We start from the raw sequence: 19,083 nt of genomic DNA on the forward strand, positions 1-19,083 counted from the left end.
AATTCTCCTCAATGGTCGGTCTTGCAGGTGTTTGTTCGTTTTGCGCCGTGCTTGAAATACTCATTCGTGCCGTCTGGTCTTGCTTCCATGAGCGGTTTCTTTTCGGCGCGGGCGCACCTGCGGCGTCCTGATCCATTGCCAGCCTTGGCTTATCGGTAGTATGTTTTTGTGGCCATAACAAGTTGATCCCGCGAGAAACCGTTCAGTACCGGTTGACATCATATGTGGGCGGCACGCACATTCACCAACCTTGACGGCGGAAAACGCCGTTCAAAACGTTGCGAGGGCTCTCATGAATCTGTCGGACATCCTTGAACGTAGGCGCTTGCGCAGGCGCGTGGGATGGTGGCGTGCGGCTGCTTTGGTGATTGCCGTTCTGTTTGTCGTTGTCCTTTACCGGGCGTATGGCGAGGATTCGGCCGGTTCAATGCTGTCGCGTCCCCACGTCGCGCAGCTCACGATTTCCGGCTTGATCGACGATGATCCGATCATGCTCGAAACCATTCGCCAGATCGGTGAGGATCCTTCGGCCAAGGCCTTGGTGGTATCGTTGTCGACCGGTGGTGGAACCACTTTCGGCGGCGAGGCTCTTTACAAGGCGTTGCGCAAAGTCGGAGAAAAGAAGCCTGTCATCAGCGAAATCCGGACTCAGGCCGCCTCAGCCGGTTATATGATCGCGCTTGCGGGTGAGCGTATTTTTGCAGGCGACACCTCAATTACCGGTTCGATCGGCGTGATTTTTCTCTATCCGCAGGCCAAGGATCTTCTCGACAAGATCGGTATTTCGATGGACTCGGTGAAATCCGCCCCCCTGAAGGCAGAGCCGTCACCGTTCAACAATGCGAGCGATGAGGCCGAAGCCATGGTGCGCGCCATGGTGATGGACAGTTATGACTGGTTTGTCGACGTTGTCGCGGAGCGGCGCAACATGCCACGCGATCAGACGCTGGCACTTGCCGACGGGCGGATTCTGACCGGACGGCAGGCGCTTGAGGCCGGTCTTATCGATGAAATCGGCGGGCGAGAGCAGATTTCTGCCTATCTGGTCGAGAACGGCGTTTCAGAGTCCCTTGAAATCAAGACATGGGATAACGTAAACAGGGATGGCTTCGGGGTCAGTTTCGCAAGTTTGGGGGCCAAACTGGTCGAATCACTTGGTTTGGGATGGTTTGTCAGCGAAGACGCTCTGCACCAGACCGGACTTGTTGACGGTTTGCTGTCTGTGGGGCAGACTGATTGGCATTGAAAATCAGAGAGTTGAGGGGCTGAGCGTGATCAAGTCGGAATTGGTACAGATTGTTGCGGCGCGCAATCCGCATCTCTATCATCGTGATGTCGAGAATATTGTGAACGCCATTCTCGACGAAATCGCGGATGCACTGGCTGCGGGCAACCGAGTCGAGTTGCGCGGTTTCGGGGCATTTTCGGTCAAAAACCGCCCGTCGCGCTCCGGGCGGAACCCGCGCACCGGCGATACCGTTTTCGTGGAAGAAAAATGGGTGCCGTTCTTCAAGACCGGCAAAGAGCTGCGCGAGCGCCTCAATCCCGACCAGAAGGACGACCAGTAGGGGTGCCGACGGAACCATTCAAAGATAAATCGCTCGAGGCGCATGATGTCAAAGCTTGTCAATATTCTGATTCTGCTGCCGATCGGGGTGGTGCTCGTTTTGCTTTCGGTTGCCAACCGGCAATCGGTCACGATGGCGCTCAATCCCTTCAATGCCGGCGATAAAGTCCTGTCTGTTTCCGCCCCCTTCTTTGTTTACATCTTCATTGCCTTCATTCTCGGTATATTGGCTGGCGCGCTGTTTACCTGGATCTCGCAACGCAAGTACCGAAAAACAGCAAAACACAGCAAGCGCGAGGCAGCGCTCTGGCGCGCGGAGGCCGACAAGCAGAAAGCCCAGTCCGCCGAACTTTCCGCCAGCCACCCTCTCGATCAGTTACCCTCTGCCTGAGAAGACTTGCCATTTTCCGGACAGGGCTGATAAACCGCAGCTTTCGATCACTCCGGAATGATGGCCTTTCATGACGCCTTCCAGACAGGACAAGACACGCCGCAAACCGTCGGGCGGGAAGCCGCAGGCTAAGCCGGACCGACCGCGCAAAGGCCCTCGCTCAGCTGCCCGAGGCGATGAACCGTCCGGACACCGTCCGGCTGAAAAGCAGAGTGAGCGTCGCAGCCGCCAGCCGGAACCGCAATGGATTGCACTGCGCAGCGGCGATCGTCCCGCCGAGCGCGTGCCCAGCATCCTGCAGTCCGGTTGCGCCGACGGTTTCCACCTGATCGACAGCGGTCATGGTCTCAAGCTCGAACAATATGGCGACTACCGCATTGTCCGCCCGGAAGCGCAGGCTCTGTGGCCGCCGCTGCTCGAAGAGAAGATCTGGGCCAATGCGGATGCGATCTTCACCGGCGATACGGATGAAGACGGCATGGGGCGCTGGCGCTTCCCGAAGGGCGCGCTCGGCGAGACCTGGCCGCTTCGGATCATGGATATCGATTTCCTCGGCCGGTTCACCGCGTTTCGCCATGTCGGTGTGTTCCCAGAGCAGGTGGCTCACTGGCTATGGATGCGGGATACGCTGGAGCGAACGTCGGGCCGCAGCACGAATCCGCCGAAAGTGCTCAACCTCTTCGGCTATACCGGTGTTGCCTCGCTGGTCGCCGCAGCAGCCGGAGCAGAAGTGACCCACGTCGACGCCTCGAAGAAGGCCATCGGCTGGGCGCGCGAAAATCAGGCACTGTCCGGTCTCAATGACCGGCCGATCCGCTGGATCTGCGACGATGCGATGAAGTTCATCGAACGCGAGGAGCGGCGCGGCAATCACTATGACATCATCCTCACCGATCCGCCGAAATTCGGGCGCGGACCCAGTGGTGAGGTCTGGCAGTTGTTCGAACACCTGCCGAAAATGCTGGATCTTTGCCGTGCGATTCTGAAACCGGATGCACTCGGATTCGTGCTGACGGCCTATTCGATCCGCGCCAGCTTCTATTCCGTTCATGAGTTGATGATGGAAACGATGCGCGGTTTTGGCGGCACGGTCGAATCGGGCGAACTGGTTATGCGCGAGGCCGGGCTTTCCGGGAATGAACCGGGCCGCGCCCTTTCAACATCCCTTTATGCGCGGTGGTTGCCTCAATGAGCTTCGAGCGAGACGAAAGGCGCGGCCAGCGCGTTGGAACCGTGAAAGAGGTCACATCCCTTTCCAATCCGATCATCAAGGACATCCGCGCGCTTTCGCAAAAGAAGCACCGCGAAGAGACCGGCACGTTCATGGCCGAGGGACTGAAGCTTGTCATCGATGCGCTGGAGCTCAACTGGTCGATCCGCACGCTGATCTACGCCAAGGCTGCAAAGGGCAAGGCGCCGGTGGAGAAGGTCGCCGCCAAGACGGTCGCCTCCGGCGGTCTGGTGCTGGAGGTGTCAGAAAAAGTGCTTTCGGCGATTACCCGCCGCGACAATCCGCAGATGGTCGTTGGCGTGTTTGAAAGCCACTACAGGCCGCTTTCCGATATCCGCCCGGCCAGGGACGAGACCTATGTCGCGCTCGACCGGGTGCGCGATCCCGGCAATCTCGGTACGATCATTCGCACCGCCGATGCCGCCGGGGCGTCTGGTGTGATCCTCGTTGGCGAGACCACGGATCCTTTTTCGCTTGAAACTGTTCGAGCGACCATGGGCTCTGTGTTCGCGCTGTCGGTTTCGCGCGCAGAACCGCGTGCTTTTCTCGACTGGGCCAAAAACAGCGGCGTTGAGATCGTTGCCACCCATCTTGCCGGCTCAGTTGACTACCGCACCATCAACTACGCAATAAAACCGGTTGTCCTGCTGATGGGCAATGAACAACAGGGCCTGCCGCCAGAACTAGCAGATGGTGCCGGGCGGCTTGCCCGTATCCCCCAGCAGGGGCGTGCTGATTCGCTCAACCTTGCGGTTGCGACCGGCGTGATGATTTATGAGGCGCGCCGTCATCTGTTGTCGCTTGACCTGCCGGAGGCTGAACGTTGACCTCTCCGCTTTCGCGCCCGCTGCCTGCTGCAGTCTTCGTCATTGTAGCAATCCTGATCGATGCGATCATCAAATATGCAGTAGAGATTTATCTGCCGTTTCACCGCACCATCGGCGTCCTGCCGTTTCTGGGGCTGTTCAAGACCTATAATCCCGGGATCGCCTTCTCGCTTCTGTCGGATACCAACGGCTGGGCGCTGGTCGGCATGCGGTTGGTGATCGTCGCGGTTGTAATCTATCTGTGGCGCAAGACCGAGCCCGGGCAGACATGGGCGCTGCTGGGTTTTGCGCTGGTGGTTGCCGGTGCGCTCGGCAATATTCTCGACCATTTCATCTACGGTCATGTGGTCGATTACATCCGCTTCGACATCGGTGGGCGGACCTTCCCGATCTTCAACCTTGCCGACAGTTACATCACGGTCGGGGCGGTGTTGATCTTCGTCCAGGAATTTCTGTTCAAAAGCCCCGGGAGCGGCGGACGCTAGGGCGGGCATCTCGAATTTTTATTAGAAAACGCTTGAACATCAATGGATTGCAAAGGTTGTCCGGTGATATTCAGTGCGGTTGCATGTCGCTTGACGGTCAAAAGATTCTGGACCATGCTTTCTCCATGTACTAGTGTTTAGCCCGTTGGAACGGTGCCCGGACGGCACAGGAGAGGCGGCGCGGAATTGACGCGAGAGCACCTCTTTCAAACGAATTGACCTCCAGAGCGGCGGTATGCGACTGTCACGAACGTGTCGCAGTGAGATGGTTTATGACATCCAAGATGAACGATCCGGAACACGCTATGACCATGGAAGCGCTCGACCTTCTTAAGGCCGCAGAACGCACCGGTGCCGCTCCGGCGGTAACCAAGGCGCTTTTGGAGGAGGGCATTCTCGGCCGCATTGGTAGCCTTGAAACCCGCATCGCACGCACCCCCGGTGAAATTGAAGCCGCGCAGGCGGTGCGTTATCGCGTTTTCGTCGATGAAATGCAGGCCCGCCTTCCGGCAGAGGCGATGCGTTCCAAACGCGACTTTGACCAGTGGGATGCGATGTGTGACCACCTGCTGGTGCTCGACACCAAACTTGACGGCGATGTCGAAGACCAGATCGTCGCGACTTACCGGCTTTTGCGTCATGAAGTGGCGATGGAGCATGGCGGGTTCTATTCCGATTCGGAATATCAGACCGACAGGCTGGTGGCCCGTCATCCGGATGTCCGGTTCATGGAACTCGGCCGCTCCTGCGTGCTGCCGGATTACCGCAGCAAGCGGACGGTGGAGCTGCTGTGGCAGGGTAACTGGTCCTATGCGCTGAAGCATAATATCGGGGTGATGTTCGGCTGTGCCTCGTTCCATGGCACGGATTCGGCGGAGCACGCGATGGCGCTCTCCTTCCTTTATCACAACGCCCGCGCCACCGGCGAATGGGCGGTAAAAGCCCGGCCTGAACTCGCCGTCGACATGAACCTGATGAGCGCGGAAGAGGTTTCCGGACGTCGGGCGCTGACAGGGCTGCCGCCACTGATCAAGGGCTATCTGCGCCTTGGTGCCATGGTTGGCGAGGGGGCCGTGGTCGACCACGCCTTCAATACCACCGATGTGCTGGTGGTTCTGCCGATTGCGTCGATTTCCGACCGCTACATCAATTACTACGGCGCCGACGCTGGCCGTTTCGCAAGCTGACCGCTTCGGCGGCCTTTTGTGTAACTCAGTCACCATCAAAACCGTTTTGCCCAGCTTTCTCTTGCCGGGCTCTTTCGGCAGGTCCGATTTCGTGAGACATGGAAAGACAACCGAGGCGCCGAGAGCGTCTCCGGCGAAGCATTTCCGCCGGTAAGAGCTCCAAACCATACACAAGCAAGCAAGTGACCGTGGCAGACGACAACCGCATCAAGATCGAAGAGCTGATTTCCGAGGAAAGCAGGACAACGGCAACGCCGATGATGGAGCAGTATATCGAGATCAAGGCGGCCAACCCCGATCTCCTGCTGTTTTATCGCATGGGCGATTTCTACGAGCTGTTCTTCGACGATGCCGTGGAGGCTGCCCGTGCGCTTTCGATCACGCTCACGAAGCGCGGCCAGCATCTCGGTCGTGATATTCCGATGTGCGGCGTCCCTGTTCATGCTGCCGATGATTATCTCCAGAAGCTGATTGCCTTCGGTTTCCGCGTTGCCGTCTGTGAGCAGACGGAAGACCCGGCGGAAGCGAAGAAGCGTGGCGGCAAATCCGTGGTCAGGCGCGATGTCACCCGACTTGTCACCGCGGGAACGCTGACGGAAGAAAAGCTGCTGGCGCCGGGCGAAAGCAATTTTCTGATGGCGCTTTCGCGGGTGAAGGGCGAGGGCGAGGCGGCTTACGGGTTGGCCTGGATCGATATTTCCACCGGCGTCTTCAGGCTCTGCGCGACATCGGAAAGCCGGCTGGCAGCCGATATCATGCGGGTCGAACCGCGCGAACTGGTGGTTTCAGATGCGCTGTTTGCAGATCAGAAGCTGCGGCCGGTGTTCGATCTCCTCGGTCGTGCGGTTGCCCCGCAGCCGGCGGTTCTGTTCGACAGTGCCACAGCGAAGGACCGACTGTCGCGGTTCTTCGGGGTGGCGACGCTCGATGGGTTTGGCCGGTTCTCGCGGCCCGAACTGTCTGCGGCCGCCGCTGCTGTTGCCTATGTCGAAAAGACCCAGATCAATGAGCGTCCGGCCCTCGGCATTCCCGAGCAGGACGGCGGGTCAGGCTCGATGTTCATCGATCCGGCAACCCGCACCAATCTGGAACTGGTCCGCACCATGAATGGCGGCCGCGACGGCTCGCTGCTCAAGGCCGTTGACCGGACGGTGACCAGTGGCGGTGCGCGGCTTTTGTGCGAGCGGCTGATGTCGCCGCTGACAGATCCCGAACATGTCCACCGGCGCCTTGATTCGGTCGGTTTTTTCCTCGGCGAGGTCAGTCTTTCCGCAGCCCTTCGCGATCACCTGAAGCAATTGCCGGATATGCCACGCGCGCTGTCGCGCCTGGCGCTTGATCGTGGCGGGCCGCGTGACCTCGGTGCGATCCTCAGAGGGCTTGAGGTTGCGCGTGCGATTGCCGCTGATCTGCAACCCGCATCGCTTCCCGAAGAGCTTGCCGCAGCGCTTGATGCGCTCGAGGCTCTGCCGGAAGAGCTGGAGGCGCAACTCGCGGCCAAGCTTGCCGACGAACTGCCGCTTCTGAAGCGCGATGGTGGCTTCGTGCGCGAAGGGGCCGATCAGCGCCTGGATGAGGCGCGCGGCCTTCGCGACACCTCACGGCGGGTGATTGCGGGCCTTCAGGCGCAGTATGCCGAGGAGACCGGCGTCAAGGCGTTGAAAATCAAGCATAACAATATGCTTGGCTATTTCATCGAAGTGACCAGCGGTAATTCACGGGCTCTGACGGAGGGCGATGAGGCCAAGGCAAAATTCATCCATCGCCAGACGATGGCGAACGCAATGCGGTTTACGACAGCTGAACTTGCCGATCTCGAAAGCCGGATCGCCAATGCTGCCGGTGAGGCGCTGGTAGTTGAACTTGAGGCCTTCGAGGCGCTCAGGCAAGCCGTTGTTGCCAGCGCGGAACGGCTGAAACAGGGCGCAGTTGCGCTTTCCGTGCTGGATGTGTCCGCCGGGTTTGCCATTCTCGCCGAAGCAGAGGCCTACTGCCGACCAGTGGTGGACGGCACCACCGCCTTTGAAATCGAAGGTGGCCGTCATCCGGTGGTCGAACAGGCGCTGGCGCGGCAATCGGCAGGGCCATTTGTCGCCAATGATTGCACGCTGTCGCCCGAAAGTGGCGAAAAGGGCTGCCTCTGGCTTCTGACCGGCCCGAATATGGGGGGTAAATCGACATTCCTGCGCCAGAACGCCTTGATTGCCATCCTCGCGCAAATCGGTGCCTATGTTCCGGCGGTCAAAGCCCATATCGGCATCGTCGACAGGTTGTTTTCCCGCGTCGGCGCATCAGATGATTTGGCGCGCGGCCGCTCGACCTTTATGGTCGAGATGGTGGAAACGGCGGCGATCCTCAATCAGGCAGGACCGCGCTCGCTGGTCATTCTCGACGAGATCGGCCGCGGTACGGCGACCTTCGACGGGTTGTCGATTGCCTGGGCGGCGGTCGAGCATCTGCACGACGTCAATAGTTGCCGTGGCCTGTTCGCGACCCATTTTCACGAGCTGACCGCGCTTTCGGAAAAACTGCCGCGCCTCGTCAATGCCACGATGCGGGTCAAGGAATGGAAGGGCGAGGTCGTTTTCCTGCATGAGGTTGGTCCGGGTGCTGCCGACCGCTCTTACGGTATTCAGGTCGCACGTCTAGCCGGGCTGCCCTCAGCCGTGGTCAAGCGGGCGAAAAACGTACTCGCCCGGCTCGAGGATGCCGACCGCAAGAACCCGGCGGCAAGTCTGATCGACGATCTGCCGCTGTTTCAGGCCTCCATGCGCGCACCGGAACCGGAGCCGAATGCGTCGGAGGTCGAAGCGATGCTCAATAGCCTGAAGCCGGACGACATGACACCGCGCGAGGCGCTGGAGGCGTTATATGCGTTGAAGCGGAAAATGCACGATGATGTTTCCATTGAAGGCTGATTTGCCTTAAGACACCACCGGTGGCACAGGAAAACACCAATGGCGGCAAAAGAACCGCAGGTGAAAAGGCAAGTCTATGCAGAAATCCGCGGGCGAGCAGCGCGAAAGCACTGCCGAGCACACAGTCAAAAAAACGCGCGCAAGGCGCAGCCTGACCGTTATGCAATGACGGAGGTGCTTGAGCCATCAAGGCTCAAGGCCGCTCTGCGTGCGATCGCCAAGAAGAACGCCGACAATTCCGATCAGCTGCGGCAGGATATTCTTTCCCATCTCAAACAGGTGAATGCCGCTGGCCGTGCTCGTGCCTACGATATCCTGAAGGAAAATGGCGGCGGGCTGGAGTGCGCCCGCCGGGTGTCCTGGCTGCAGGATCAGATCCTGATCGCGCTGAATACGCTCGTGACCCAGACGATCTACCCAGAAACCGGCAATGAATTCACGATCACCGCCGTTGGTGGCTACGGACGCGGCACGCTGGCGCCCGGCTCGGATATCGATCTTCTGTTCCTGATCAATGACGGCGACCATGCCGAGACGCTGAAATCGATCGAATATGTGCTCTATATGCTTTGGGATTTGGGGCTTAAGGTTGGCCATGCCACCCGCACCATTTCCGAGTGCATCAAGCTTTCCAAATCCGACATGACGATCCGCACCTCGATTCTGGAGATGCGCTATATCGCCGGACGGAAGACGCTTGCGAATACACTCGAGCGCCGCTTTGATGATGAGATCGTCGCCAATAGCGCGCCGGAATTCATTGCTGCAAAGCTTGCCGAACGCGATCAGCGCCATCAAAAATCATTCGATACGCGCTATCTCGTGGTTCCCAACGTCAAGGAAGGCAAGGGCGGATTGCGTGATCTCAACACGCTGTTCTGGATCGCCAAATATTTCTACCGGGTGCCCGAAACCACCCAGCTCGTTGACCTCGGCGTGCTGTCGCGACAGGAGCTGAAGCTGTTTCTCCGTGCTGAGGATTTTCTGTGGGCGGTACGCTGCCACATGCATTTTCTCACCGGCAAGGCGGAGGAGCGGCTGTCCTTCGATATTCAGCGCGAGATTGCCGAAGCGCTCGGCTATCAGGATCGGCCCGGCCTTTCGGCTGTCGAACGGTTCATGAAACACTATTTTCTGGTCGCCAAGGATGTTGGCGATCTGACGCGGATTTTCTGCTCGGACCTTGAAGAGCAGCAGGCCAAGGCCGCGCCCTCGCTGACGCGCGCAGTCCTGTCCAAATTCTCCCGGCGGCAGCGGACCATTCCCGGCTCGATCGAGTTTGTCTCTGATAGCGGGCGCATAGCGCTTGCGGAGCCGGATGTGTTCAAGAAGGACCCGGTGGCGATCATTCGGTTCTTCTATGTTGCGATCATCAACGATCTCGAATTTCATCCCGATGCGCTGAAGGTCGTGACCCGTTCGCTGTCGCTGATCAATGCGAGATCTGCGCGAAAACGAGGAGGCCAACCGGCTGTTCCTGTCGATCCTGACCTCGCGCAACAATCCCGCGCTTTATCTCAGGCGCATGAACGAGGCGGGCGTGCTTGGCCGCTTCCTGCCGGAGTTTGGCCGCATCGTCTCGATGATGCAGTTCAACATGTATCACCACTTCACCGTGGACGAGCACCTCATCCGCTCGGTCGATGTGTTGTCCGAACTCGACAATGCCGGTGGCGAGAGCGAATTGCATCCCCTGGCCGCCCGCCTGATCACTTCGGTCGAAGAGCGGACGGTGCTTTATGTCGCGGTGCTGCTGCACGATGTCGCCAAGGGCCGCAAGGAGGATCATTCGATTGCCGGAGCACGGCTGGCGCGCAAGATCTGCCCGCGGCTTGGTCTTTCGGTCAAACAGACCGAGCTGGTTGCCTGGCTGATCGAGTATCACCTGCTGATGTCGATGACTTCGCAGACCCGCGACCTCAACGACCGCAAGACCGTGGTCGATTTCGCCGACAAGGTGCAGTCGCTCGACCGGCTCAACATGCTGCTGATCCTCACCGTCTGCGATATCCGCGCCGTTGGCCCGGATGTCTGGAATGGCTGGAAAGGCCAGCTTCTGCGTACGCTCTATTACGAGACCGAGATCCTGCTGTCCGGCGGCTTTTCTGCGGTCTCGCGCAAGGCACGTACTCAGCACGCTGTCGAATCGCTTGATAATGCTCTGGAAGGTTGGGGCGACAACGAGCGGCACAAATACGCCAATCTGCAATACCAGAACTACCTGCTTTCCGTGCCGCTGGAAGATCAGGTGCGCCATGCCCGCTTCATTCGCGAGGCTGATACAGGCCGCAAGCTGTTTGCGACCATGGTGCGCACTAATACGTTCCACGATATCACCGAGATCACGCTTCTGGCGCCCGACCATCCGCGGCTTTTGTCGATTATCGCGGGAGCATGCGCTGCCACTGGTGCTAATATTGCAGACGCGCAGATCTTCACCACCACGGATGGCCGCGCACTTGATACCATTTTGCTCAACCGCGCGTTCGACGACGATGCGGATGAGCTGCGGCGCGCCAACACGATTGGCAAGCTGATCGAGGATGTGCTCACGGGCCGCAAGCATCTGACGGATCTGATTGCCGCGCGCAGCCGAGAGCGGCGTACGGCGAGCGCGTTTTCCGTTTCGACGCATGTATCGGTCTCAAACAAGCTCTCGAACATCTTCACCGTGATCGAGATCGAGTGTCTGGACCGGACCGGACTTCTCGCCGACGTCACCCAGACGCTTTCGGAATTGTCGCTGGATATCCAGACCGCGCGGATCACCACTTTCGGTGAAAAGGTGATCGACAGCTTTTATGTGACCGACCTTGTTGGTGCCAAGATCACCAACGAAAACCGTCAGGCGGCGATCCTGGAGCGGATGAAAGCCGTGTTGGAAGACAAGGGAGACGCCTATCGCAAGGGCATGCCGCAGGGCATGCTGCTGCCGGCGGAAAACGGGCAGGATACGACGGTCAAAGAGGACGGAAACGCTCGATGAGCCTCGTCGGCAAGTTCGCCACCGTCGGCGGCGCCACATTTGCAAGCCGGCTGCTCGGTTTTGCGCGTGAGACGATGATGGCGGCCGCTCTCGGAAACGGTGCTATGGCCGACGTTTTTTACGCGGCCTTCCGCTTTCCCAACCTGTTCCGGCGCCTGTTTGCCGAAGGCGCTTTCAACGCCGCATTCGTGCCACTGTTTTCCAAGGAGATCGAGGAAAACGGCGTCGACGGTGCCAAGCGCTTTTCCGAGCAGGTGTTTGGCGTTCTGTTTTCCTTTCTCCTCGTCATCACTGTGGTGATGGAACTCGCCATGCCGCTTCTGGTGCGGTTCATCATCGCGCCTGGCTTTGCCGATGATGTCGAGAAATTCGAGATGACCGTGCGGCTTGCCTCGGTGATGTTTCCCTATCTGATCTGCATGTCGCTGATGGCGATGATGAGCGGCATGCTCAATTCGCTGCACCGCTATTTCGCCGCTGCGATCGCGCCGGTGTTCCTCAATGTCGTGCTGATCGGTGTGTTGGCCTACGGTGTCTATACCGGCGCGGACCCGGAGCAGATGGCGCGCAATCTCTCCTGGGGGGTGCTGGGCGCTGGCATCATCCAGCTTTCCGTTGTCTATTTCGATGTGCGCCGCGCCGGCATGCGGCTGACGTTCCGCCTGCCGAAGATTACACCGAAAATTCGCCGTCTGGTTGCCCTTGCCGTGCCTGCAGCGATCACCGGCGGCGTTATCCAGATCAACCAGATCATCGGCCAGGCGGTCGCCTCGGGCAAGGATGGCGCAATCTCCGCGCTGCAATATGCCGACAGGCTTTACCAGTTGCCGCTCGGCGTCGTCGGGGTCGCTGGCGGCGTCGTGCTGTTGCCGGAGCTGTCGCGGGCGCTCAAGGCCGGCAACAGTTCCGAAGCCTCGCATATCCAGAACAGGACAATCGAATTCGTGCTGTTTCTGACGGTGCCGGCCGCCTTCGGGCTGATGGTGATTTCGCCGGAGATTACCCGCGTGCTTTATGAGCGCGGAGCCTTCGGGCCGGAAACGACGGCGCTGGTGTCCGCGATCATGACGGTCTATGCCTTCGGGCTTCCGGCCTTTGCGCTGACCAAGGCGCTTCAGCCGGCGTTTTACGCGCGCGAAAACACCAAGCTGCCGATGCGTTTCACGCTGGTGGCCGTGGTGATCAATTCGATCCTCGCAATCTCGCTGTTCCCGATCCTTGCCGAACGCGGCATCGCGCTGGCCGAAGTGGTCTCAGGCTGGACCAATGTTCTGCTGTTGGCCGCAACTCTGATCATCACCGGGCAGTTGCGGTTCGATCGGCTGCTGATGCGCCGCGGGCCGCTGATCATCGCCAGCGCTGTTGCCATGGCGGTTGCTGTCCGGCTTGCGGCAGGGCGGATGTCTGACTGGTTTACGCCGGAAGCGGCTTTCCTGCAGCAGCTTGGTGGGCTTCTCATTCTGCTTGGACTTGCAGCCGTCGTCTATTTCGGCCTCGTCCTGGCAACCGGTGGCGTCAACCGGGCGCTGATCGGCCGTCTTGTCAGGCGTCGCGGCAAGGGCTAGGGCGTCTGGCTGTTTGACCTGCCGCTGCCAGCGGTGCATAAGCGCTATCGAAATTCAACCGACCGGGCCTTCCACCCGTCCGAAAGAGACCATCACATGAGCGAATTCAAGCCGCAAATCTTCTCCGGCGTGCAGCCGACCGGCAACCTCCATCTCGGTAACTATCTGGGCGCACTGCGCAAATTCGTCGCGCTGCAGGATCAGATGGACTGCATCTACTGCGTGGTAGACCTGCATTCGATCACCGCACAGCTCGTCCATGAGGATCTGAAGAGCCAGACCCGTTCGATCACCGCGGCCTATCTCGCCTCCGGTATCGATCCGGTGAAGCACATCGTCTTCAACCAGTCCGCCGTACCGCAGCATGCGGAACTGGCCTGGATCTTCAACTGCGTGGCGCGGATCGGCTGGATGAACCGGATGACTCAGTTCAAGGACAAGGCCGGCAAGGACCGTGAAAACGCCTCGCTCGGCCTGCTGGCCTATCCGAGCCTGATGGCGGCCGACATTCTGGTTTACCGCGCAACCCATGTGCCCGTCGGTGATGATCAGAAGCAGCATCTTGAGTTGACGCGCGATATCGCGATGAAGTTCAATCTTGATTTTTCCAAGAAGATCAAGGAGATCGGCAAGGGTGTTGATATCATGGTCGGCGATCAGCCGGTGAACGCCTTCTTCCCTATGGTCGAGCCGCTGATCGAGGGACCGGCGCCGCGCGTCATGAGCCTCAAGGACGGTTCGAAGAAGATGTCGAAGTCGGACCCCTCTGATCTTTCGCGCATCAACCTGACCGATGACGCCGATACGGTGGCCCGCAAGATCCGCAAGGCCAAGACCGATCCGGATGCACTGCCGAGCGAAACCGAAGGCCTAAAGGGGCGGGCCGAAGCCGATAATCTTGTTGGCATTTTTGCAGCCCTTTCCGATCGCACCAAGGCTGATGTGCTTGCTGAATACGGTGGCCAGCAGTTCTCGCAGTTCAAGCCGGCGCTGGCTGAGCTTGCCGTCTCTGTGCTCTCGCCGGTCAACGCCGAGATGCGCCGTCTCATCGATGATCCCGCCCATATCGATGCCGTTTTGAAGGATGGTTCGGAACGGGCAGGGGCAATCGCCGAGACAACGATGAAAGATGTGCACGAGATCGTTGGCCTGCTCTGACGCTTGCTTTTACGTCATCTATGCTATGATACGGTGTCTGGATCGCTGGCAGACGGTCGCCCGCAAGGCGGCGTGACTGTCCGGTCCGGCGCTTGTCGCCGGGCTTTTCAGGCGGTTCGGGGCCGGACAATTGGAGTTTCGCAAACATGGTTTCCAAACGACTTTCCGGCGAAGCCGGACATCGCCGAAAATTCATGGCCATTGTCGACGATACGCCAGAATGCAACCGCGCAGTTCGCTACGCTGGCCGTCGTGCAAAGAACACCAATGGCGGGCTCGTGCTCTGCTATGTGATCCCTGAACATGAGGTTCAGCAGTGGATCGGCGTTCAGGAGTTCATGCGGGCCGAGGCCTGGCAGGAAGCAGAAGCGATCGTCAACAAGGCGGCCGAGGCTGCGCGCGAGGCGATCGGTGTTGAGCCGGAAATCGTGATCCGCGAGGGTGATCGTTCCGATGAGATCAACGCCGCTGTCGAGGAAGACCGCGATATCGCGATTCTGGTGCTTGCTGCCGGTTCGGCAAAGGATGGGCCGGGCCCGCTGGTCTCGCTGCTGGCCGGACGCAACAAGGCCTTCAGCATTCCGGTTACCGTTCTGCCCGAAGGGCTGGACGATGCCGATATCGATGCGCTTTGCTGATGCCCTTGCGATTGACGGTCAAAGCGCCGATATAAAGGCAAAGCCGCCCCCGACGATATGATTTGGAGATGAATATGTTCATCCAGACCGAAACGACGCCGAACCCGTCGACCCTGAAATTCCTGCCCGGCCGGATCGTGATGGAAAGCGGTAATGCGGATTTCCGCTCGGCGGATGACGCGATTGTGTCGCCGTTGGCAACCCGGCTTTTCGCCGTACCCGGCGTTGAGGGCGTGATGTTCGGCTATGATTTCGTAGCCGTCACCAAGGGTGACGCCGAATGGCAGCATCTCAAGCCCGCAATCCTCGGCGCGATCATGGAGCATTTCATGTCCGATGCGCCGGTGATGGCCGGTGAGGCGCCGCAGGTGGACGCTGATAGCGACGAGGAGTTTTTCGATACCGGCGATGAAACCATCGTCGCCACGATCAAGGAACTGCTCGATACCCGCGTGCGCCCGGCCGTCGCCCAGGATGGCGGCGATATCACCTTCCGCGGTTATCGCGAGGGAACGGTATTTCTCAATATGCGCGGTGCCTGCTCTGGCTGCCCGTCGTCTACGGCGACACTGAAGCATGGTGTTCAGAATTTGCTGCATCACTTCGTGCCCGAAGTGGAGCATGTCGAGGCCGTCTGACAAAGGCTTCACGGCGGCTTACCGTCGGTTCTGAAAGGTCCGGAATGCTTATACTGGCGCTCGATACGGCTCAGGCGGATTGTGCTGCATGCCTCTTTGAAACGGAAAGCGCCACGGTGCTGTCCCGCACGGTCGAGACCATCGGTAAAGGCCATGCCGAGCGGCTGATGGCCGTCATAGACGAAACGCTGCAAAAGGCCGGAAAGGCGCCGTCAGGCTTTGACCGGGTTGCGGTCAATATCGGCCCAGGTTCCTTTACCGGTGTCCGGATCGGAGTGTCCACAGCGCGTGCGCTGGCGGTTGCGACCGGAGCCGAATGCGTGGGTGTGTCGACGCTGTCGGCGATTGGGCGACAGGCGCTTCGATTTGCCACTGGCCGCGCTGTGCTGGCGACCATTGATGCCCGTCGCGGTGAGGCCTATGCTCAGGTTTTCGATGCGCAGGGACGGGCGCTGAACCCACCGGCGACCTATGCCTATGGCGCGCTTGAAGAGCTGTTGCGGGAGCATGATGCGGTCGCCTTTGGCACCGGGGCGGTTGCGGCCGGGGTTGAGACCGGCGGTGATGTCACAGGGGCTGAAATCGATAGTATCGCGCGGCTTGGCCGTGAACCGATGCCAGGACAGCCGGTGAGCCCGCTCTATCTGCGCGCGCCCGATGCCAAGCCACAGACCGGCTTTGCGGTCGCTCGCCGCTGATCGATCGGATTTGCAATGTTGCCGTTTTTGAGACGATCGCCGGAAATAGATCTGTTTCCTTTGTCTGACGAGCATCTGGGGCTGGCCGCCGATATCCACCGAAAGCGGTTTTCACCGGCCTGGAGCGCGGGCGAGCTGCGAAAGCTTTTGGGGCAGAAGCCGGTGTTCGGCCATATTGCGCGGCATATGAACAGGGTTGTCAGTCCTCCTGCCTCGGGTTTCGTTCTGGCCCGCAGTGTGGGTGAGGAGTCTGAAATTCTCACCATCTGTGTCGATCGCAATTACATCCACAACGGTGTTGGCTGGCGTTTGATGGTCGCAGCCATGCAGGAGGCGCGCGCACGCGGCGCGGGTTATATGCTTCTGGAAGTCGATGCCAACAACGGCGTAGCGCTCGGCCTCTACCGCAAGCTCGGCTTTTTCGAGGTCGGCCGCCGCAACGCCTATTACGCCCATGATGACGGGACACGCTCTACCGCGCTTGTCTTGCGGCGTGATCTCGGCTAACCGGAAACGTCAAAACGCAAATGTGGGAGGCCCAAGGCGATGATATGGCTGCGCTATGCCTATGTGGCGCTTGCCCTGTTTCTCGCCACGGCGGTGCTCGCTCCCCTGCAGATCATCGCACTCTGGCGCGGCTGGGCGCTTGCCCGCAGGATGCCGCGCTACTGGCACATGGTTGCCTGTTTCGTGCTCGGCATCCGCATTCACGTCCATGGCGGGATCGAGACCCGGCGGCCGCTGATGCTGTCTTCGAACCATACCAGCTGGCTCGATATCATCGTGCTGGGCCGGGTGGCCGATGTTGCCTTCATCGCCAAGTCGGAAGTGCGATCCTGGCCGATTTTCGGGCTGTTCGCGCGGCTGCAGAATTCGGTCTTCATCGAGCGTGCCGACCGGCGGGGCACAGGGCGTCAGGTGAATTCGATTGCCGAACGGCTGGCAGGCGGCGAGATCATCATCCTGTTTCCCGAAGGCACGACCTCTGACGGCAATAGGCTTTTGCCGCTGAAATACTCACTCTTCGGCGCGGCTTCGAGTGCAGTGCCGTTTTCGCCGGACGGTACGGTCTATGTGCAGCCGGTGGCGCTCGCATATACCGGCATTCATGGACTACCGATGGGGCGCTTCATGCGCTCCATTGTGTCATGGCCGGGGGATGTCGATATGCTCCCTTCGCTTGCCGGCGTCATCAAGGCGCGCGCACTGGACGTTGATGTCTGTTTCGGCGACAGCGTGACATTCGAGGCGGGTACGAAGCGCAAGGCTGCAGCGGTCGAGGTCGAAGAGCGTATGCGTATTCTACTCTCTGAGCGGTTGTGCGGCCGCTCTCGGCCCTGAGCCATTTACGTCGCGCGCATTTTTTCATTTTCTCAAAACTGAAACCGCGTTAAAAGGCCGACCATGACACAGGACACCACGACATTGACCCGGCAGGATGCGCCCGCAACCAACCAGCGCAAGGTTTTCATCAAAACCTATGGCTGTCAGATGAATGTCTATGACAGTGAACGCATGGGCGAGGCGCTCGCCGCTGACGGCTATCAGCCGACCGAGGTGATCGAGGATGCGGATCTCATTCTACTCAACACCTGTCACATCCGTGAAAAGGCGGCGGAAAAAGTCTATTCCGCGCTCGGGCGCTACCGCGACCTGAAGGCTGACCGCAAGCGGCAGGGCCGTGAAACCCTGATCGGCGTTGCCGGTTGCGTTGCTCAGGCGGAAGGCGAGGAAATCCTGCGCCGTGCGCCGGATGTCAACGTCGTGATTGGCCCGCAGACCTATCACCGGCTTCCCGAAGCGCTGCGCCGCGCCAAGACCGGCGAGCGCGTGGTCGATACCGAATACGCGGTCGAGGACAAGTTCGACTACCTGCCAAAGAAAGAGCGCGGCAACGGTCCGAAGAATGTTTCCGCATTTCTGACGGTGCAGGAAGGCTGCGACAAGTTCTGTACCTTCTGCGTGGTGCCTTATACGCGCGGGTCCGAAATCTCCCGCTCGCGCAAACAGATCGTCGATGAGGCGAACCGGTTGGCCGAAAACGGCGTGCGTGAAATCACGCTGCTGGGTCAAAATGTCAACGCCTGGCACGGCGAGGGGCCGGACGGCGCGGAATGGGGGCTTGGCGCGCTTCTGTTTGATCTTGCCGCAATCCACGGTATCGACCGGTTGCGCTACACCACCAGCCACCCGCGCGATATGGATGAGCGGCTGATGGCGGCTCACCGTGAATTGCCGGAGCTGATGCCCTATCTGCATCTGCCGGTACAGTCCGGTTCCGACCGAATTCTGAAAGCGATGAACCGCCGCCATACGGCTGAAGAATATCTGGCTCTGATCGAGCGTATCCGTGAAGTGCGGCCCGATATCGCCATGTCCGGCGATTTCATTGTCGGCTTTCCCGGTGAGACGGAAGAGGATTTCCAGGCCACGCTCGACCTGGTTGAAAAGGTGCGTTATGCGCAGGCCTTCTCGTTCAAATATTCGCCGCGTCCGGGAACTCCTGGTGCTGAACTTGGCGATCAGGTGCCGGAAGCGGTCAAGGCCGAGCGCCTGCAGCGGCTGCAGGCGATGCTCACGCGTCATCAGCTCGAGTTCGCGCAATCGCGGATCGGCATGGAAATGGACATTCTGCTGGAAAAGCCCGGTCGTAATTCCGGCCAGCTGATTGGTCGTTCGCCTTGGCTGCAATCGGTGGTGATCGATGCCGGTGATGCCAATGTCGGCGATATGGTGCGTGTAAAAGTGACAGATGCCAGTGCCAATAGCCTGGCGGCGATCTCGTCTCAGTTGA

General features: G+C 59.6%; 15 protein-coding genes and 2 pseudogenes. All 17 read left to right on the plus strand.

The features are described 5' to 3' along the window. The first annotated feature begins 292 nt into the window (after positions 1-292). Complete coding sequence (gene sppA / locus AC0L7L_RS04545) at positions 293-1,246, plus strand: signal peptide peptidase SppA (RefSeq protein WP_473512332.1); 954 nt, start codon at positions 293-295, stop codon at positions 1,244-1,246. Positions 1,247-1,271: 25 nt separating this feature from the next. Then, positions 1,272-1,568: an integration host factor subunit beta gene (locus AC0L7L_RS04550; RefSeq protein ID WP_272210528.1), complete on the plus strand. Its 297-nt coding sequence runs from the start codon at positions 1,272-1,274 to the stop codon at positions 1,566-1,568. Positions 1,569-1,610: 42 nt separating this feature from the next. After that, complete coding sequence (locus AC0L7L_RS04555; RefSeq protein ID WP_473512338.1) at positions 1,611-1,958, plus strand: LapA family protein; 348 nt, start codon at positions 1,611-1,613, stop codon at positions 1,956-1,958. 70 nt (positions 1,959-2,028) lie between these two features. Next, positions 2,029-3,150, plus strand: a complete 1,122-nt coding sequence (locus tag AC0L7L_RS04560; protein ID WP_473512341.1) for an RsmD family RNA methyltransferase — start codon at positions 2,029-2,031, stop codon at positions 3,148-3,150. After that, positions 3,147-4,016, plus strand: coding sequence for a TrmH family RNA methyltransferase (locus AC0L7L_RS04565; protein ID WP_473512344.1), 870 nt, complete (start codon positions 3,147-3,149; stop codon positions 4,014-4,016). The genes AC0L7L_RS04560 and AC0L7L_RS04565 overlap by 4 nt, the downstream gene beginning before the upstream one ends. After that, positions 4,013-4,501 (plus strand): signal peptidase II, encoded by a 489-nt coding sequence (gene lspA, locus AC0L7L_RS04570; RefSeq protein WP_272210532.1) that lies wholly within the window; start codon positions 4,013-4,015, stop codon positions 4,499-4,501. The genes AC0L7L_RS04565 and lspA overlap by 4 nt, the downstream gene beginning before the upstream one ends. A 311-nt stretch (positions 4,502-4,812) precedes the next feature. Continuing rightward, positions 4,813-5,688, plus strand: coding sequence for a l-ornithine N(alpha)-acyltransferase (gene olsB / locus AC0L7L_RS04575; protein ID WP_473513775.1), 876 nt, complete (start codon positions 4,813-4,815; stop codon positions 5,686-5,688). Positions 5,689-5,876: 188 nt separating this feature from the next. Then, a complete protein-coding gene (mutS, locus tag AC0L7L_RS04580; RefSeq protein WP_473512348.1) occupies positions 5,877-8,606 on the plus strand; it encodes a DNA mismatch repair protein MutS in 2,730 nt (909 codons plus the stop codon). 39 nt (positions 8,607-8,645) lie between these two features. Beyond that, positions 8,646-11,592 (plus strand): annotated as a pseudogene (locus AC0L7L_RS04585) ([protein-PII] uridylyltransferase). Beyond that, complete coding sequence (murJ, locus tag AC0L7L_RS04590) at positions 11,589-13,157, plus strand: murein biosynthesis integral membrane protein MurJ (protein ID WP_473512352.1); 1,569 nt, start codon at positions 11,589-11,591, stop codon at positions 13,155-13,157. Before AC0L7L_RS04585 ends, murJ begins: the two are co-directional and overlap by 4 nt. A 96-nt stretch (positions 13,158-13,253) precedes the next feature. Next, positions 13,254-14,315 (plus strand): tryptophan--tRNA ligase, encoded by a 1,062-nt coding sequence (trpS, locus tag AC0L7L_RS04595; RefSeq protein ID WP_272210542.1) that lies wholly within the window; start codon positions 13,254-13,256, stop codon positions 14,313-14,315. Between the two features lie 146 nt (positions 14,316-14,461). After that, positions 14,462-14,953 carry a universal stress protein gene (locus AC0L7L_RS04600; RefSeq protein WP_272210543.1) on the plus strand — a complete coding sequence of 164 codons (492 nt, stop codon included), beginning with the start codon at positions 14,462-14,464 and terminating at the stop codon, positions 14,951-14,953. Between the two features lie 74 nt (positions 14,954-15,027). Further along, on the plus strand, positions 15,028-15,591 hold the full coding sequence (locus AC0L7L_RS04605) for a NifU family protein (RefSeq protein ID WP_272210544.1): 564 nt from the start codon (positions 15,028-15,030) through the stop codon (positions 15,589-15,591). A gap of 44 nt (positions 15,592-15,635) precedes the next feature. Continuing rightward, positions 15,636-16,289, plus strand: a complete 654-nt coding sequence (gene tsaB, locus AC0L7L_RS04610; RefSeq protein WP_272210545.1) for a tRNA (adenosine(37)-N6)-threonylcarbamoyltransferase complex dimerization subunit type 1 TsaB — start codon at positions 15,636-15,638, stop codon at positions 16,287-16,289. A gap of 60 nt (positions 16,290-16,349) precedes the next feature. Further along, a complete protein-coding gene (locus tag AC0L7L_RS04615; protein ID WP_272210546.1) occupies positions 16,350-16,796 on the plus strand; it encodes a GNAT family N-acetyltransferase in 447 nt (148 codons plus the stop codon). Positions 16,797-16,835: 39 nt separating this feature from the next. Continuing rightward, positions 16,836-17,630 (plus strand): lyso-ornithine lipid O-acyltransferase, encoded by a 795-nt coding sequence (olsA, locus tag AC0L7L_RS04620; RefSeq protein WP_473512356.1) that lies wholly within the window; start codon positions 16,836-16,838, stop codon positions 17,628-17,630. Positions 17,631-17,693: 63 nt separating this feature from the next. Further along, a pseudogene (miaB, locus tag AC0L7L_RS04625) lies at positions 17,694-19,067 on the plus strand (tRNA (N6-isopentenyl adenosine(37)-C2)-methylthiotransferase MiaB); the annotation flags it as partial. Positions 19,068-19,083 lie beyond the last annotated feature (16 nt).

It is taken from the genome of Martelella sp. K41-7 (genome assembly GCF_055808365.1).

Coding starts and splice junctions, on each gene's coding strand:
- sppA (WP_473512332.1), top strand. CDS start 293: ATGAATCTGTCGGACATCCTTGAACGTAGGCGCTTGCGCAGGCGCGTG.
- olsB (WP_473513775.1), top strand. CDS start 4,813: ATGGAAGCGCTCGACCTTCTTAAGGCCGCAGAACGCACCGGTGCCGCT.
- olsA (WP_473512356.1), top strand. CDS start 16,836: ATGATATGGCTGCGCTATGCCTATGTGGCGCTTGCCCTGTTTCTCGCC.
- AC0L7L_RS04565 (WP_473512344.1), top strand. CDS start 3,147: ATGAGCTTCGAGCGAGACGAAAGGCGCGGCCAGCGCGTTGGAACCGTG.
- AC0L7L_RS04555 (WP_473512338.1), top strand. CDS start 1,611: ATGATGTCAAAGCTTGTCAATATTCTGATTCTGCTGCCGATCGGGGTG.
- AC0L7L_RS04560 (WP_473512341.1), top strand. CDS start 2,029: ATGACGCCTTCCAGACAGGACAAGACACGCCGCAAACCGTCGGGCGGG.
- trpS (WP_272210542.1), top strand. CDS start 13,254: ATGAGCGAATTCAAGCCGCAAATCTTCTCCGGCGTGCAGCCGACCGGC.
- AC0L7L_RS04605 (WP_272210544.1), top strand. CDS start 15,028: ATGTTCATCCAGACCGAAACGACGCCGAACCCGTCGACCCTGAAATTC.
- AC0L7L_RS04600 (WP_272210543.1), top strand. CDS start 14,462: ATGGTTTCCAAACGACTTTCCGGCGAAGCCGGACATCGCCGAAAATTC.
- murJ (WP_473512352.1), top strand. CDS start 11,589: ATGAGCCTCGTCGGCAAGTTCGCCACCGTCGGCGGCGCCACATTTGCA.
- tsaB (WP_272210545.1), top strand. CDS start 15,636: ATGCTTATACTGGCGCTCGATACGGCTCAGGCGGATTGTGCTGCATGC.